Raw genomic sequence first — 16,337 nt, 5'->3', positions numbered from 1 at the left:
GAAGCCCGAAGCCCGAAGCCCGAAGCCCGAAGCCCGAAGCCCGAAGCCCGAAGCCCGAAGCCCGAAGCCCGAAGCTCGAAGCTCGAAGCTCGAAGCTCGAATCCACTTTCCACAGCGCCCCGAACCTGGCGCTCGCAGCCTGCTAACCACCACGCGCTTCGACAAACGATCAAAGGGGATAACGATGGCGGACGATATCCGCTGGCAGCAGCGATTTTCCAATTACATCAATGCGTTTGCTCAGTTGGAGCAAGCCGTCGAAGCGTATGGCGACACGACGCTAGATATCATCAAGGAAGGCGTCATCCAACGTTTCGAGTTCACCCACGAGCTCGCCTGGAAGGTGATGAAGGATTACCTGGAGCATGAGGGTATTCAAAACGTGACGGGATCGCGCAGCGCGGCCCGACATGCCTTCAACATCGGTCTACTGGAAGACGGCCAAGCCTGGATGGATATGATAGAAACTCGTAACAACACGATGCATGCGTATCGTCACAGCACTCTGGAAACTGAGTTCAAGAACAGCATCGAACGTTATTACCCAGCCCTGAAGCAGTTTCGCGAAACGATGGAGCGCTATCACGAGATCGATAACGAAGCGCTCCGCGAGCATATCGCGCGGGTTGGTCAGAGATTCGATGCGAACCATTCATCGCATCATCCTGGTTGAAGCTGGCGGGATAACCTGCCATGAGCAACGAGCAACGAGCAACGAGCAACGAGCAACGAGCCACGAGCAATAATCCTGCCGAAGCCTGAAGCCTGAAGCCGCTCTTCACAGCGCCCCGAGCCTGGCGCTCGAAGCCCGCAGTGTCTGGCAGTCAAGGATGCTGTTGCAGGTAGTCGTTCAGCGCCTGGCGGGTGAGGTCGTTGAGCGAGATGCCGTGCCGCGAGGCTGAAACGGCGGCGGCCAGGTGCAGGTCGTGGCCGACGCGCACATTGAAGGAGCCCTTGCACGGAGTCTCGGGCGCCTCGCCGAGTTGCTCGCAGGTGGCGAGATAGTCATCCACGGCTTCGCGGAACGCGGCTTCCAGCTCCGCCACCGTCTCACCTTCGTAGCTGACCAGGGCGCGAACGAACTGCAGCATGCCGAACAGGCAGTTGTCTTCAGTGCTGGCCTCGAGGGAGCCATAGTAGCCCCGGTACTTCAAGAGTTTTTCCATTAGATCAGCCCTCCTGAGCGTAGCTGCTCGATGACTTGGCGCTCGATCATCCGGCGCCCCCAGCATTGAGCGACTGTACATAGCGCACCAGATCATCGGTGCGGCCAGCACTCACCAGTTGCTCGGGGGTTTGATAGTCGAAAGGCGGTATCGGCTCATTGCGGAACCAGAAAAGAGCGTCCGGCAGGTTGCCGTTGATATCCGCAGCTACCCCCAACACGCGGATGGCATCGCGTAGAAAGCTTTGCAGCTTTTCGGCACCTTGGCCCCGAGTGATGGTGGATCTATGCACGTGGGCGCGGCTGGCAAGTGTCTGAATATCCATGCGCAGGGCACTGGCAAACAATCGTGGACTGATGACCGGCTCGCCTTCTGCACGTGCGGAGGCTTTCAAGTCTGCAACGAAACGTGCGTACGAGGCAGGCGCGTGATACTCAACCGGATCGGGTAAGGACTCTTTCAGAATTTCAGCGGTCATGGGAAGCGCCTCGCAACGAATATGCTACGTAATTGCTACTTCTATGTAGCATAGCATTGTCGGTCATGGTGTGCAGCCCGCCGCCTTACCCCCATCCCTCCGCCGGCCTTTCCAGCAACGGATCGAGCGTCTGCAAGCAGATTTCGATCTCTGCCTCGCTGTTGTAATGGCTCACGGATAAACGCGTCGCCGCCGTATACCCAAACGGCGCGAGGGCGCGCACTGCCTGGGGCGAGGCCAAAAGCTGGGCGGCGATGCCGGTGGCTGCGAGCCACTGCACTACCTTCCACGCTTCGATGCCTTGCACATGGAATGCCACCGTGCCGTCCCGCCATAGCGCATGCGGCGCGCCGATCACCCGCACGCGTGCATGGCCGTGCAAGCCGCATCGCCACAGCGAGGTGGGCGACGCGCTCGCCTCCGGCGTCTTCGGTGCCTCGGGAAAGCCATGTAACAACCGGTTCAACAACGCCCGCTCATGGGCCTGAATGGCTTCGCCCGCTGCCACTACGCGAGAACACCGGGGCGGGGTGCCGGTGAAGTGCCTGCCCAGCCAATCGAGATACGCCACCCACTCGGTCATGCTTGCCAGGGCAGTCGGCTCTTCACCGCTATGCGGAGGTATCAAGTTGCTGGGCATGGTGCTGGGCATAGTGCTGGGCATGGCGCCGCGCATGGCCAGCGACAAACGCCGCGACAGCCACGCAAACCCCTGCCGAGGGCGACAGAAGATCGCCTCCGCCCCCACGACATACGCATCGACTTCCCAATGCGCCACCGCCAGCGGCGCGTGTGCGGCGTGATGCTCCCCCATGACCAGGATGAAACACGCCGGCGCCACCTTGCGTATGGCACGGGCAATCGCCGCCACATCCTGACGCATGCCGGTGAAAGGGCAGGTATGCACGAGCGTCGCAACGCGCGTCTCCGGTGTCACGCAGTGAGCGTACTCTGCCACTTCCAGTCGACCGGTCAGCGGATTGACCGGCACCGTGGCGCTGCTCAACGCCTGCTGCCTGGCGTGCAGCGCGATGGCCGTCGCCTCCTCGGTGGAGGCCAGCGCCGTGGTCACCACATGGCTCCCACGGGGCGCCGCCCCCAGCGCCAACGCCAGCACCTGTACCCAGCATTGCGCCGTACTCGGCGCCCGCCAGAGCTGACTACGTGAATCCGCCAATGACGACCGCGAAGGGACGCCCAAAGACGCCTCCAAAGACGCCCCCAACCAGATCGCGAGATCTTCCCAGCCATGCGTGGTCAACATCGCCTGAACATGATGGCCCGGCGCATTCGCCTCCAGCGGCACCGGCATGCTCGCCAGCTCCGCATTCATCTGCACCGCCGCCTTCAACGCCAGCGGCTCCCCAACGCCGTTCAGGTGGATCCGCTTGCCATCGATGGGGCAATGGTCGACGTAATAGAAATGCCCCCGTACCTGCCGCAACAACCGCGGCGGCAAGCTGATCGCCTGGCCGCACGTTGCCGAGCTAGCGCCGTGGGGGGAGTCGTGCACCGCATGTGCCGCGTCCGTCATCGCCATCCTCAACCGTCCTCCATGCAACGTAACCAATAGTTTCAAATCAATAGTAACTAATGGTCAAGTTAAGCACATTGTGCGACACGTTGCATTAGATAAATACGAATCACAATGTCAGTCGTGCCATCAGCATCCCTGTGAAATACGGCCATGAGCTAAAAGCCACGAGCCACGAGCAACGAGCAACGAGCAACGAGCAACGAGCAACGAGCAACGAGCAACAATCCTGCCGAAGCCCGAAGCCCGAAGCCCGAAGCCCGAAGCCTGACGATTCTGGTAACGAATCCTTACTTCCCTTAATATGAGCGACGCGCGGCCACGGCCGCGTTTTTTTGTGTCGCTATATTAGATAGTTGGCTAATAATATTGACCCCAGGGACTGATCTACACTGTCTAAGTGAGTAGATAGCGGGCAGATAAGAAAAAATGGGCCAACCAAACACTGCCTTGTGTGGAAAAAACGACACACCTGGCGTCGTTTACTGGCGACAATTTTTCCTAAATGCACACAAATTTCAACGCCATACCGCTAGTGACACCTAGGGCACTCGCTTAGAATGGCGCATACGTGACCGGAGATGTCACGTGACAGCGTGTGAGCGCGTGTCAGCGATAACGGCGTCGCGGTGACTGGCAACACGATTGACGCAAAGGGCCTTGGGAAGACGCCCGGAACAATCCTCGGGCGGTAGCGTGTCCAAGCGCCGTTTCATTTGAATCTTCTTTATTCGGCATACGGGATGGAACCTGCAGCACTCACCACATTAGTCCTCATCTTTTCCGTCCTTGCCTGTCTTGCGCTTACCCGAGTCGCCCCCGATGTCATACTGATGGGGGCGCTGGCGTTTCTGGTGGTTAGCGGTATCCTCACGCCCGGCGAAGCGCTGGCGGGGTTTGCCAACCCCGGCGTGATGACCATCGCCACGCTCTACGTGGTCGCAGCGGGGCTGAAGGAAACCGGCGCCATTCAATGGCTGGCGCATCGCCTGCTTGGCCAGCCCCGACGTTTGCGACAGGCGCAGTTGCGCGTGCTGCTTCCGGCCTCGGGGCTGAGCGCCTTCATGAACAACACCACCGTGGTGGCCATGTTCATCCCGGCGATTCAGGAATGGGCGGCACGCTTGCGGTTGCCGACCTCCAAATTGCTGCTGCCGCTCAGCTATGCCTCGATACTCGGGGGCACCTGCACGCTGATCGGCACCAGCACCAACCTCGTTGTGGATGGCCTGCTGCAGAGCGAGCGGGGCATCTCGCTGCACATGTTCGAGCTGGCCTGGGTGGGCGTGCCGCTGGTGGTCATCGCCGGGGGCTTTCTCTATCTGATGGCGGACCGCCTGCTGCCCAACCGCCAGGGGGCGCTGGAACAACTCGAACAGGCGCGGGAATACGCCGTGGAAGTCCGCGTGATTCCGCAAGGCCCCCTGGAAGGCAAAAGCATCGCTGATGCCGGCTTGCGAAGCCTGGCGCATGGCTACCTGGCGGACATCGAGCGTGGCGGTGAGCTGATGACCGCCGTGCCGCCGGAAACCAAGCTGCAGGCCGATGACATCCTCGTCTTCGTCGGTGCCCCCGAATGCGCCCGCGAGTTGCGCCGGGTCCACGGTCTGCGCCCGGCCAATGGCGACGTGCGCAAGCTGGATATCGCGCATCACCGGCGCTGCCTGGTCGAGGCCGTGATCGGCCCGGACTTCACCGGGATCGAGCAGACGGTGCGCGAATCGCGCTTTCGCTCGCGCTATCAGGCGGTGATCCTCTCCATTTCTCGCCATGGCCGCCGATTGCCCGGCAAGCTGGGGGATATTCGTCTTCAGGTGGGCGATACGCTATTGATGGAAACCGCCCAGGAATTCGTCTCGCAATACCAGTACCGCAAGGATTTCTTGCTCGTCAGCGCGCTCAACGATTCCACGCCGCCGGATTTTCGCAAGGCACCCTGGGCGTTGGGCATTCTCGGCGCCATGGTGCTGGTCAGCGCCACGGGGCTGTTGAGCATTCTCGAGGCGGCGTTTCTGGCCGGCGGCGCCATGCTGCTCACGCGCTGCGTCACGGCGAGCAAGGCACGGCGCTATCTGGAGCTTTCGGTGCTCATTGTCATCGCCGCCTCGTTCGCCCTGGGCAGCGCCATGGACAAGACCGGCGCCGCCAACCAGATCGCACAATGGCTACTGCTGGCGGATGGGCTCTCGCCCTGGATGGCCCTGGCCATGGTCTACGCCCTGACCGTGATCTTCACCGAACTGATCACCAATAACGCCGCCGCTGTGTTGATGTTCCCGGTAGCCACCGCCGTGGCCGAGCAACTGGGCGTGAGTATCATGCCCTTCGTCATCGGCATCATGTTCGCCGCCTCGGCCAGCTTCATGACCCCGCTGGGCTACCAGACCAACCTCATGGTCCTCGGCCCCGGCGGGTATCGTTTCGTGGATTACCTGCGCCTCGGCGCCCCCATGAGCCTGTTGGTCGGCAGCATCGTCATCGGGCTCGTGCCGCTGGTGTGGGGGTTTTAGATACGAGCCACTAGCCACGGGCTACGAGCAGCGGGCAGGGCGTTGCAAACCGGAAGCGTCGAGGTTGCATACTGCCGAAGCTCGAAGCTCGAAGCTCGAAGCCTCATTTTCAAGAGACCGCTATGACAGAAATCACGCCCGAGCGACAGACCCACCTCAAGCAGCTTGAGGCGGAATCGATCCATATCATCCGCGAAGTGGCCGCCGAATTCGCCAACCCGGTGATGCTGTATTCCATCGGCAAGGATTCGTCGGTGATGCTGCATCTGGCGCGCAAGGCGTTTTATCCCGGTACGCCGCCGTTCCCGTTGATGCACGTCAACACCACCTGGAAGTTCCGCGAGATGATCGAGTTTCGCGATCGCATGGCGTCCGAGGTGGGCATGGAGTTGATCGAGCATATCAATCAGGAAGGTGTCGAGGCGGGCATCAATCCGTTCGATCACGGCAGTGCCAAGCATACCGACATCATGAAGACCCAGGCGCTCAAGCAAGCCCTGGACAAGTATGGCTTCGATGCTGCCTTCGGCGGCGCGCGGCGCGACGAAGAAGCCTCGCGCGCCAAGGAGCGCGTCTACTCCTTCCGCGACAAGCACCACCGCTGGGACCCCAAGAACCAGCGTCCGGAGCTGTGGAGCATCTACAACGGCAAGATCAACAAGGGCGAGTCGATCCGCGTTTTCCCGCTCTCCAACTGGACCGAGCTGGATATCTGGCAGTACATCTATCTGGAATCGATCCCCATCGTCCCGTTGTATTACGCCGCCCCGCGCCCGGTGGTCGAGCGCGACGGCACGTGGATCATGGTCGACGACGACCGCATGCCGCTGGAAGAAGGCGAAGTCCCCGAAGAGAAATGGGTTCGCTTCCGCACCCTGGGCTGCTACCCGCTCACCGGCGCCGTGGAATCGAAAGCCGACACGCTGCCCGAGATCATCCAGGAAATGCTGCTGACCAAGACCAGCGAACGCTCCGGCCGTACCATCGACCGCGACCAGGCGGGGTCGATGGAGCGTAAGAAGCGGGAAGGCTATTTTTGAGCTACGAGCTACGAGCTACGAGCTACGAGCTACGAGCTGCGGGCAACGAGCTACGGGCTGCGAGCAACGAGCTACGGGCTGCGGGCAACGAGCTAAAAAGCTAACAAGGAACTTACATGCGGCATGAGCAAATGGAAGTTTGGCAGCGTAGCAAACGCCTGAGTGTCGATGTTTATCGGGAACTCCGTAGCCTCCGAGATTTTGGCTTTAAAGACCAAATTACGCGCTCCGCACTGTCCATTCCAAGCAATATTGCCGAAGGTTTCGAGCGCTTTACCGAGCGCGAGAAGTTCCGTTTCGTTTCTATCGCCAAAGGCTCTTGTGGGGAGTTCGCGACGCAAGCTTTGATAGGCATTGAAGTTGGCTACATTCCTGACGAGATAGGTCAACAGTGGCGTAGTGAAGCGATGGCTCTGTCGCGAATGCTTGGTTCCTTGCTTAAATCCCTATCCAACAGCCCCCGGCTGTCATAACTGAACATGAATATGGCACGGCCTGCTCGTAGTACTCGTGCCCGGCTTAAGCTTCTGGCACACCAATCTCAAAACTAGTCAGCGAACATGAAGAGAGCACAGCCTGCTCGTAGCCCGAAGCTCGTGGCTCGTAGCGCTCGTGCTCTCCACAAATGGGGAATGAACCATGTCACACGCCTCACCGATGATCTCGGAAAATATCGAAGCGTATCTGAGAGAGCATGAGCAGAAAGACCTGCTTCGCTTCATCACCTGCGGGAGCGTCGACGACGGCAAGTCGACCCTGATCGGGCGTTTGTTGCACGATTCCAAGATGATCTACGAGGATCAACTGGCGGCGATCACCCAGGCCTCCAAGACCAGCGGCACCACCGGCGACCAGGTCGACCTGGCGCTGTTGGTGGATGGCTTGCAGTCCGAGCGTGAGCAGGGCATCACCATCGATGTCGCGTACCGGTATTTCTCTACCGACAAGCGCAAGTTCATCATCGCCGACACGCCGGGGCACGAGCAGTACACGCGCAACATGGCCACTGGTGCGTCCACGGCCAGCCTCGCGGTAATCCTGATCGATGCCCGTCACGGCGTGCAGACCCAGACCCGGCGGCACAGCTTCATCGCCGACCTGCTGGGCATCCAGCACCTGGTGATCGCGGTCAACAAGATGGACCTGGTCGACTACTCCCAGGCGCGCTTCGACGAGATCGTCGCCGAGTATCGCGAGTTCGCCGCCAAGCTCAACGCGCCGGACATCCACTTCGTGCCGCTGTCCGCGCTGGAAGGCGATAACGTCGTCAATCGCAGCGAGAACATGCCCTGGTACACCGTCGATGGACAACCGGGGACGCCGTTGCTCGAACTGCTCGAGACCGTCGAGGTCGCCCACGACCGGAACCTGACGGATCTGCGTCTGCCGGTGCAGTACGTCAACCGCCCGCACCTCGATTTCCGCGGCTACTGCGGCACGCTCGAGGCTGGCATCTTGCGCCCCGGGCAGGCGGTCAAAGTGCTGCCCTCCGGCAAGCACTCCACGGTAGCGCGCATCGTCACCTTCGACGGCGATCTTGAGGTGGCTTATCCCGGGCAGGCGATCACCGTCACGCTCGACGACGAAATCGACATCTCGCGGGGCGACTGGCTGGTCGCGGAGGACGCCGAGGTGCCGCTGGCCGATGCCTTCGAGGCGGACATCGTGTGGATGCACGACACCGCGCTGGAGCCCGGCCGGCTGTACGACCTCAAGCTCGCCACGCGGGACCTGGCGGGCAAGATCAGCCGGATCGACTACCAGACCGACGTCAACACGCTCGAGCACCACGCCGCCGAGACGCTGAACCTCAACGCCATCGGTCGCTGCCGCATCGAAGTGGCCGGCACGCTGCCGGTGGACGACTATCGGGTGAGCCCCGGCACCGGCAGCTTCATCGTCATCGACCGGCTGACCAACGTGACCGTGGGCGCGGGCATGGTGCACCGCATGCTGGAAAGCGAGCCGCCCTATGAATACCGCACCCACGACAGCAGGGCCGAGGTGGTGTGGAACCGCTCTAGCGTGACGCCGGAGATGCGCGCGCACATCAAGGGGCATGCCGGCAAGTGCATCTGGTTCACCGGGCTTTCCGGCTCGGGAAAATCCACCCTGGCCAACGCGTTGGAAGTCGAACTCAACCGGCGTGGTTATCACACCATGCTGCTGGACGGTGACAACATTCGCCACGGCCTGTGCAAAGACCTCGCCATGAGTGAAGCCGACCGTACCGAGAACATCCGCCGGGTAGGGGAGATCGCCAAGCTGTTCGCCGATGCCGGCATCATCGTGATTACCGCCTTCATCTCGCCGTTCCGCTCCGACCGCGATACCGCTCGTGAGCTGTTTGACGACGGCGACTTCATCGAGGTGCATGTCGACACGCCGCTGGATATCTGCGAACAGCGGGATCCCAAGGGTCTCTACGAGAAGGCCCGCCAAGGCAAAATCCAGGACTTCACGGGGATCAACAGCCCTTACGAGGCACCCGATAAAGCGGAAGTACAGATCAACACGGACACGATGTCACAAGAAGCAATCATCGCGCAGCTGATGAAAGTGCTTTGAAGGACATGAATGTACAAGAATGGAAATCAAGGAATACCTGATGAGCAAGACCTTTATCGTCACGGGCGGCGCCGGCTTTATCGGTTCAGCGGTGATACGGGAGTTGATTGCCAATACTGACCATCACGTCGTAAACCTCGATAAGCTCACCTACGCAGGCAACCTTGAGTCGCTGGCTCAGGTGGAAGGGCATCAGCGCTACCACTTTGTACAGGCAGATATCTGCGATGCGGCAGCGATGCAGGCGATTTTCGATGAACATAAGCCTGATGTCGTCATGCACTTGGCGGCAGAGAGCCACGTCGACCGCTCCATCGATGGTCCCGCAGAGTTCATTCAAACGAATGTGATGGGCACCTCTGTCTTATTGGAGGCTGCGCGCCGCTATTGGAAAGCGCTGCAGGAAACCAACCAGGAAAAAGCGCAGGCGTTTCGGTTTCATCATATTTCGACGGATGAAGTCTACGGTGACCTGGAAGGGCCGGAAGGATTGTTCACGGAGGCAACACCCTACGCTCCAAGTTCCCCGTATTCCGCGAGCAAGGCAAGCTCGGATCATCTGGTGAGGGCCTGGCAGCGCACCTTTGGCATGCCGACGTTGATTACCAACTGCTCCAACAACTACGGTCCTTACCATTTTCCTGAAAAGCTTATCCCCTTGATGATTCTCAACGGGTTGGCCGGCAAGCCGTTGCCCGTGTATGGAGATGGCCAACAAGTGCGGGACTGGCTGTACGTGGAAGACCATGCTCGTGCCTTGGTGGAAGTGGCGACACGTGGAGAGGTCGGTGAGACGTACAACATCGGCGGCCATAACGAAAAAACCAATCTTGAAGTCGTACAGACACTATGCGATTGGCTGCAGGTACTAGCTCCCAAGCAGGATGCGGGGCACTATCGCGATCAAATCACCTTTGTGGCTGATCGGCCAGGGCACGACCTTCGTTATGCCATAGATGCCGGCAAGATCGAGCGTGAATTGGGCTGGACGCCTGACGAGACCTTTGAAACGGGCTTGAAGAAGACCGTGCAATGGTATCTGGACAACGAGGCCTGGTGGAAACGTGTACAGGATGGTAGTTACCAGGGACAACGCCTAGGGGTTGGGGCATGAGACAAAACGTAAGCAAAATTCTCGTAACGGGGGGCACGGGACAAGTCGGGCACGAACTGCAGCGCGAGCTAAGCGTGCTGGGGGCGGTCATGGCGCCGGACCGACATGAACTCGACTTGTCGGATGCGAATGCTGTCTCGCATTGGCTGGCGACTCACCGGCCCGATACCATCGTCAATGCGGCCGCTTATACAGCAGTCGACAAGGCTGAAAGTGAGCCGGCATTGGCGAAGCGGCTCAATACCGAGCTACCGCAACAACTGGCGAGCTATTGCATCAATCATAATGCATGCTTGGTACATTACTCCTCCGATTATGTTTACCCAGGCAGTAGCGATACGCCGTGGAAAGAAGATAGCCCAACTGGCCCTCTCAGTGTGTACGGCCAAACGAAGCTGGAAGGTGACCAGGCCATTGAGGCGGCGGGTATCCGCTATCTTATATTTCGCACAAGTTGGGTATACAGCGCGCGCGGTAATAATTTCATGAAAACGATGCTGCGGCTCGCTCGCGAAAAAGAAGCGCTCAATATCGTATCCGATCAAATCGGAGCGCCGACGCCCGCACGACTTATCGCACAAGTGACGCTATTGGGCTTGAGTCACAGCATCAACCCAGGGATTTATCACGTGGCACCACGGGGTGCTACAAGTTGGCATGGGTTTGCCAAGTGCATTTTTGAAAAGGCAGAGGCGTTAGGCGAGAGCCTGAAGATTGAGACAGACAACGTCTCGGGCATCCCCACCTCAGAATACCCGACGCCTGCCCAACGTCCTTTGAATTCTCGCCTTGATCTAGAAAAGCTGGAAAACGCTCTTTCAATAGAAATGCCAAGCTGGGATGCCCAGTTGGGGCTTACATTAAAAGACTACCTCGAGATGTAACGCACAATATGTGGACGGGAACAGGTAAAGGAGTATTGCATGGCTCGTAAAGGTATCATTCTCGCGGGCGGCTCAGGGACACGCCTCCATCCAATTACAAGGGGCGTTTCCAAGCAGCTATTGCCGATATATGATAAACCGATGATCTATTATCCGATCTCGGTCTTGATGTTGGCGGGCATTCGCGAAATTTTGATCATTTCGACACCGGAAGACCTGCCTCAATACAAGGCCCTGCTGGGAGACGGCGAGTGCTTCGGTGTACGCTTTGAGTATGCCGTTCAACCAAGCCCGGACGGGCTGGCTCAGGCCTTCATTATTGGCGAGGACTTCATTGGCAATGATTCGGTGTGCCTCGTTCTGGGCGACAATATATTTCATGGCCAGCATTTTTCCGAACAGCTTATGCGCGCCTCCGACCAGGCCGGCGGTGCTACGGTATTCGGTTATTTAGTTAAAGATCCTGAACGTTTCGGGGTCGTTGAGTTCGATAGTGAAGGCAAAGCGATTTCCATCGAGGAAAAGCCGAACCAGCCAAAATCCGAGTATGCCGTGACTGGGTTGTATTTCTACGATAACGATATTGTCGAGCTTGCCAAGCAGGTCGAACCTTCAGATCGAGGTGAGCTGGAAATTACCAGCATCAACAATGCCTACCTGGAACGGGGCGACCTTAGAGTTGAACGGTTGGGGCGCGGCTTTGCCTGGCTAGATACCGGCACACACGACAGCCTGCTCGAGGCGAGCCAGTATGTGCAGACCATTGAGCACCGCCAAGGATTAAAGGTGGCCTGCCTAGAGGAGATAGCCTGGCTGAACGGCTGGATTACCACAGAGCAGGTGGCAGCATCAGGACAAGCACTCAGTAAGACCGAATACGGCCAGTACCTGTTACGCCGAGTCGGCGCCTGAGATCCAAATCGTTTTCAGATTTAAAGGTTAGGTAGTCATGGAGTTTCAATCTCTCGAGATTCCCGATGTTGTATTGATGGAACCTCAGGTTTTTGGAGACGAGCGAGGGTGGTTCTCCGAAAGCTTTCATCAAAGCAAATTTGCCGATGCAGTTGGCCGTGAAGTGTGCTTTGTTCAGGATAACCACTCACGCTCAGTGCGCGGTGTACTGCGCGGAATCCACTTTCAGGTTGGAAAGGCCGCCCAAGGCAAGCTGGTGAGGGCGACGGTGGGGGAGGTGCTAGACATTGCTGTAGACCTGCGTCGTAGTTCTCCAACCTTTGGCCGCTGGGTCAGCGCCACTCTGAGTGCAGAGAATAAAAGTCAGCTATGGGTGCCAGCTGGCTTTGGCCATGCCTTCTTGGTTATTAGTGAGGTAGCAGAGGTTCAGTATAAGGTTGACGCCTACTGGTCCCCTGAGCATGAGCGTAACCTTTTATGGAATGATCCAGAGATTGGGATTGAGTGGCCAAAAATAGGGGAAGTGCATCTGTCCGAGAAGGACCGAATGGCCCCAACTCTGAGTGATCTGATTACAGAAGGGGACTTGTTTGAATAAGCCCACGGTTATCTTCGTGCTGGGAATGCACCGTAGCGGCACTTCAGCTATGGCTGGTTCGCTTGCTGTATGCAACGTGTGGCTGGGTGATAACCTCTTGGAACCGGCTCCTGGTATCAACGACAAGGGGTTTTGGGAACATAGAGAACTAGTACGTTTAAATGAAGCTCTACTCGATAAGGCCGGTTTGCGTTGGCATACCCCGCTAGCAGTTAGGCACTTTCAAGAATTCCTCAAGGATGAAGGTGGTAAGGCGTATGTCCAAGAGCTGAAGCTTGAAGCTTCTAAATTCATCGACGATTTGGTAAGTAGTCGGCCACATAGGGAGCTACAGACCTATGCGGTTAAAGATCCACGACTATGCATAACTGCTCACTTCTGGAAGCCATTGTTTGAACAGGCTGGCATACGAGTAGTATCGATCCACGTACTACGCCCACCTCAAGAAGTAGCACGGTCACTGGAAAATAGAGACGGAATCGTTCCATCACATTCGAATGTACTTTGGTTAGATTATGTAATAGGTGCATCACAATTCAGCAAAGAATTAGAAGAACACTATACTGGTACCTTTGAGGACCTCATGGGAGCGCCTGCGGACTTTGTAAAAAAGGCGGGCCACAAACTGGGGATAGATCTAGTTGCTGATGTAGAGGCCCTTGAGGGATGGGTTCAAAGAGATTTACGCCACCATGAGTCCAAAAAAGATATTGGCAAAGGTTTTTTGGCTGATATGGTAAAGAAGCTTTATACGGATTTGGCTTCTAAAAGAGAAACTAGCCCCAGTGTTTTGGATGATCTTGATGTGCAGTCGAGATTGCTTCTGAGTGATATTGAGGTTCAATTTCGCCAGTACAATGAAACAGTAGTTAAATTACAGGAATCTGAAAAAAAGCTTTCTTCTCTTGGCGAGGAACACTCTCGTGCACTGGAAGTTATTCAGGAACGAGACTCTCAGCGCGACGCGATGCAAGAAATGCTTGATAAGCTGAGTCAAGGAAATTCCCATATATTAGATGCTATCCATGAACGACTTAAAGGGCTTGAGCAAGAAAATTCCCGTACATTAGACGCTATCCATGAACGACTTAAAGGGCTTGGACAAGAGCATTCACGCGCATTAGATGTGATTGATGAACGAGGTGAGCAATTAAAATTAGCCCAGAGGAAAGTGCTAGAGGTTAGTGAGAGAGTAGGGGGGGGCGAAAGGGTGCGGAGAAAATTATGGGGAGGTTTAGGTAACCTAGCCAAGACTTTTACCTTTTCTGAAGACAAGGCTATTGTTACCCCTTTTGCAGGTGAGTTGACTGCTCCTCTAAGCAATGGCAGACGACGATCAGTAGATGTGATAATACCAGTTTATCGTGGCCTAGAAGAAACCTGTGCGGCGGTAACGACTGCTTCAGAAACTTTAGACCGAACTTGGGCAAGGTTGATCGTAATCAATGACTGTTCACCTGAGCCTGAAGTTGTTCAGTGGTTGAGAGAAAATAGAAAAGTTTTAGACTTTGAGTTTCTCGAAAACAAGCAAAACCTGGGGTTCGTAGGTACCGTTAATAGAGGGCTAAAACTTAACCCAGAAGCGGATGTCCTTTTGCTGAATAGTGATGTGGAAGTCGCAAATGATTGGCTTTTACGTCTGCAAGATTGCGCCTATTCACGGAAACAAGTGGCGTCAGTGACTGCTACAGCAAATAATGCGACAATCTGCAGCTTCCCGGTATTTTGTGAAGACAACAAACTTTTATCGGGACATAGTGTACAGTCGATCGACGAAGTATTTCGTGATTCTGTGCCAGCAAGTATGGCCGTAGAAGTTCCGTCCGGTGTTGGTTGTTGCATGTATCTCCGGCGAGACGCCATTAATAAAATAGGGGTGTTTGATCAGGAAGTTTTTGGTCGGGGATATGGTGAGGAGAATGATTGGTGTCAGCGTGCGATACAGTGCGGTTGGAAGAACCTGCATGCCCTCAATGTATTCGTATATCATAAAGGTGCCGTTAGCTTCGCAGAAGAATCTAATCCGAGAGTTGAAGAAAACCTGCGTAAACTTCAAGATCGACATCCGACTTACAATGCTGATGTGCATGCTTTTATACGTCAAGATCCGGCGAGGTCTTGGCGTGTCCGCCTGTTGTGTGAGTTGTTCGCTAAGAGCGAACGACCACTTATTTTAGCTGTATCACACGGGTTAGGAGGAGGGGTTCTTACACACATTCTTGAGCTTGAGCGGGAGCTGGCAGAATCTGATTACGTATTACTTGAAGCAATCGATAACAAAAAAGTACGTCTTTCCTTTTTACCATTAAAGAAAGATTCATCGCCATATCTGGATTTTTCGATTCCTGATGACTATGAGATGTTGGTATCTCTATTGAAGTCAATGGGTGTTGTTCATGTACATTTCCATCATACGATGCGGTTGCCTACTAGAATATGGGGAGTGGCGGATGATTTAGGGGTTAAGTATGATTACACCTTTCATGACTTCTGGGTTATTAATGGGAATCCTACGCTGACGGGCCGCAATGGTGTATATGCAGGTGATGGAAATGACCGCGATCGATTATGTGCAGAACACTACCCTCTTCCTGATGGTATAACCGCTGCCCGGTGGCGGGAATTACAGTTAGCCTTGATGGATAATGCGCGTTATCTTATAACGCCTTCGAAAGACACGATGCTGCGGATATCAGCAGAGCAAGAATTTAGGCACTTGAATGCCTGGAAGGTTTGCCCTCACCTTGATTACTGCTCATGTCCTGAGGAGATAGTTCCGATTGAGGCAGAAGGACGGAATATACGCGTTGCTATACTTGGTGCTCTTAGTAAGGAAAAAGGAGCAGATGTCCTTGAAGGTGTTGCTTCATGCTTGAATAATGCACCGATAGAATTTCACCTTCTTGGTTATGGTTACCGTCCACTTTCAAAAAATGTAATAACTCACGGTCCTTATGCAGAAGAAGAGGGACTTGAAAGCCTGCTTGCGATTAAACCAGATGTCGTATGGTTCACGGCTCAGTGGCCTGAAACTTATAGTTATACTCTGAGCATAGCTCTCAGGGCAAAGTTGCCAATTGTAGCGCCCAAGCTCGGTGCATTTAGTGAACGTCTTTCAGGGCGTCCAAGGACTGTGGTGCTGGAGAAGTGGGGGGATATACGAGAACTCGCCGAGTTCTGGAATAATGTATGTGTGGAACATGATGTTATCAACCATGCTGTGGCACCGGGTGTTGACTTGTCAGGGACTCATAACTTGGAATTTTACCACTCTAGTTATCTAGAGGGAGTAGATAAAAAGGTTAGACCAGATTGTGTTGAAGTATTAGATAGTCTCTTTCATCGTGGTGCTTTCAAGAGCGGCGTAGCAGATACTACTAATAAAGAGCGTATACTGTCACTTTTGCTAAAGCTGAGGAATGTCGGTATTATATCTATTTTGTTTAAATTTGTGCCCTTGAGCTTGCAGCGTAAAGTTAAGCGCTACTTAAGCCGGAAGCCGTTGCATGAGATAAAATAAATAGTCATTTGAT

13 protein-coding genes are annotated in these 16,337 nt (G+C 55.8%); 10 read left to right on the top strand and 3 right to left on the bottom strand.

Features of this window, described 5'->3' with window-relative positions:
• Positions 1-673, top strand: a 673-nt coding sequence (locus RVY79_RS16310; RefSeq protein WP_317465509.1) for a nucleotidyltransferase substrate binding protein, incomplete at its 5' end; no start/stop codon positions are given.
• Positions 674-824: 151 nt separating this feature from the next.
• On the opposite strand, the gene RVY79_RS16305 is transcribed toward RVY79_RS16310, so the two are convergent.
• From RVY79_RS16305 to RVY79_RS16295, 3 genes are all read right to left on the bottom strand, one after another.
• Complete coding sequence (locus tag RVY79_RS16305) at positions 825-1,166, bottom strand: type II toxin-antitoxin system HicB family antitoxin (protein ID WP_317465508.1); 342 nt, start codon at positions 1,164-1,166, stop codon at positions 825-827.
• A 46-nt stretch (positions 1,167-1,212) separates the two neighbouring features.
• On the bottom strand, positions 1,213-1,644 hold the full coding sequence (locus RVY79_RS16300; protein ID WP_317465506.1) for a DUF2384 domain-containing protein: 432 nt from the start codon (positions 1,642-1,644) through the stop codon (positions 1,213-1,215).
• 85 nt (positions 1,645-1,729) lie between these two features.
• A complete protein-coding gene (locus tag RVY79_RS16295) occupies positions 1,730-3,184 on the bottom strand; it encodes an aminotransferase class V-fold PLP-dependent enzyme (protein ID WP_317465505.1) in 1,455 nt (484 codons plus the stop codon).
• A 737-nt stretch (positions 3,185-3,921) separates the two neighbouring features.
• Here RVY79_RS16295 and RVY79_RS16290 point away from each other — a divergent pair.
• From RVY79_RS16290 to RVY79_RS16250, 9 genes are all read left to right on the top strand, one after another.
• A complete protein-coding gene (locus RVY79_RS16290) occupies positions 3,922-5,688 on the top strand; it encodes an SLC13 family permease (RefSeq protein ID WP_317465504.1) in 1,767 nt (588 codons plus the stop codon).
• Between the two features lie 122 nt (positions 5,689-5,810).
• Positions 5,811-6,728 (top strand): sulfate adenylyltransferase subunit CysD, encoded by a 918-nt coding sequence (gene cysD, locus RVY79_RS16285; protein WP_317465502.1) that lies wholly within the window; start codon positions 5,811-5,813, stop codon positions 6,726-6,728.
• A 116-nt stretch (positions 6,729-6,844) separates the two neighbouring features.
• On the top strand, positions 6,845-7,201 hold the full coding sequence (locus RVY79_RS16280) for a four helix bundle protein (protein WP_280564846.1): 357 nt from the start codon (positions 6,845-6,847) through the stop codon (positions 7,199-7,201).
• Between the two features lie 166 nt (positions 7,202-7,367).
• Positions 7,368-9,296, top strand: coding sequence for a sulfate adenylyltransferase subunit CysN (cysN, locus tag RVY79_RS16275; RefSeq protein ID WP_317465501.1), 1,929 nt, complete (start codon positions 7,368-7,370; stop codon positions 9,294-9,296).
• Between the two features lie 19 nt (positions 9,297-9,315).
• Positions 9,316-10,410, top strand: a complete 1,095-nt coding sequence (gene rfbB, locus RVY79_RS16270) for a dTDP-glucose 4,6-dehydratase (protein ID WP_317465499.1) — start codon at positions 9,316-9,318, stop codon at positions 10,408-10,410.
• Positions 10,407-11,294 (top strand): dTDP-4-dehydrorhamnose reductase, encoded by an 888-nt coding sequence (rfbD, locus tag RVY79_RS16265; RefSeq protein WP_317465498.1) that lies wholly within the window; start codon positions 10,407-10,409, stop codon positions 11,292-11,294. The genes rfbB and rfbD overlap by 4 nt, the downstream gene beginning before the upstream one ends.
• A gap of 39 nt (positions 11,295-11,333) precedes the next feature.
• Positions 11,334-12,206, top strand: coding sequence for a glucose-1-phosphate thymidylyltransferase RfbA (gene rfbA / locus RVY79_RS16260; protein ID WP_317465496.1), 873 nt, complete (start codon positions 11,334-11,336; stop codon positions 12,204-12,206).
• 37 nt (positions 12,207-12,243) lie between these two features.
• Positions 12,244-12,804, top strand: a complete 561-nt coding sequence (rfbC, locus tag RVY79_RS16255; RefSeq protein WP_317465495.1) for a dTDP-4-dehydrorhamnose 3,5-epimerase — start codon at positions 12,244-12,246, stop codon at positions 12,802-12,804.
• Positions 12,797-16,324: a glycosyltransferase gene (locus RVY79_RS16250; RefSeq protein WP_317465494.1), complete on the top strand. Its 3,528-nt coding sequence runs from the start codon at positions 12,797-12,799 to the stop codon at positions 16,322-16,324. Before rfbC ends, RVY79_RS16250 begins: the two co-directional genes overlap by 8 nt.
• Positions 16,325-16,337 lie beyond the last annotated feature (13 nt).

The sequence above is a fragment of the Chromohalobacter sp. HP20-39 genome, assembly GCF_033052815.1.
Taxonomy (GTDB): Bacteria; Pseudomonadota; Gammaproteobacteria; order Pseudomonadales; family Halomonadaceae; genus Chromohalobacter.
Note: the sequence above shows the minus strand (reverse complement) of the source record. Positions and strands in the feature narration are given on the sequence as shown.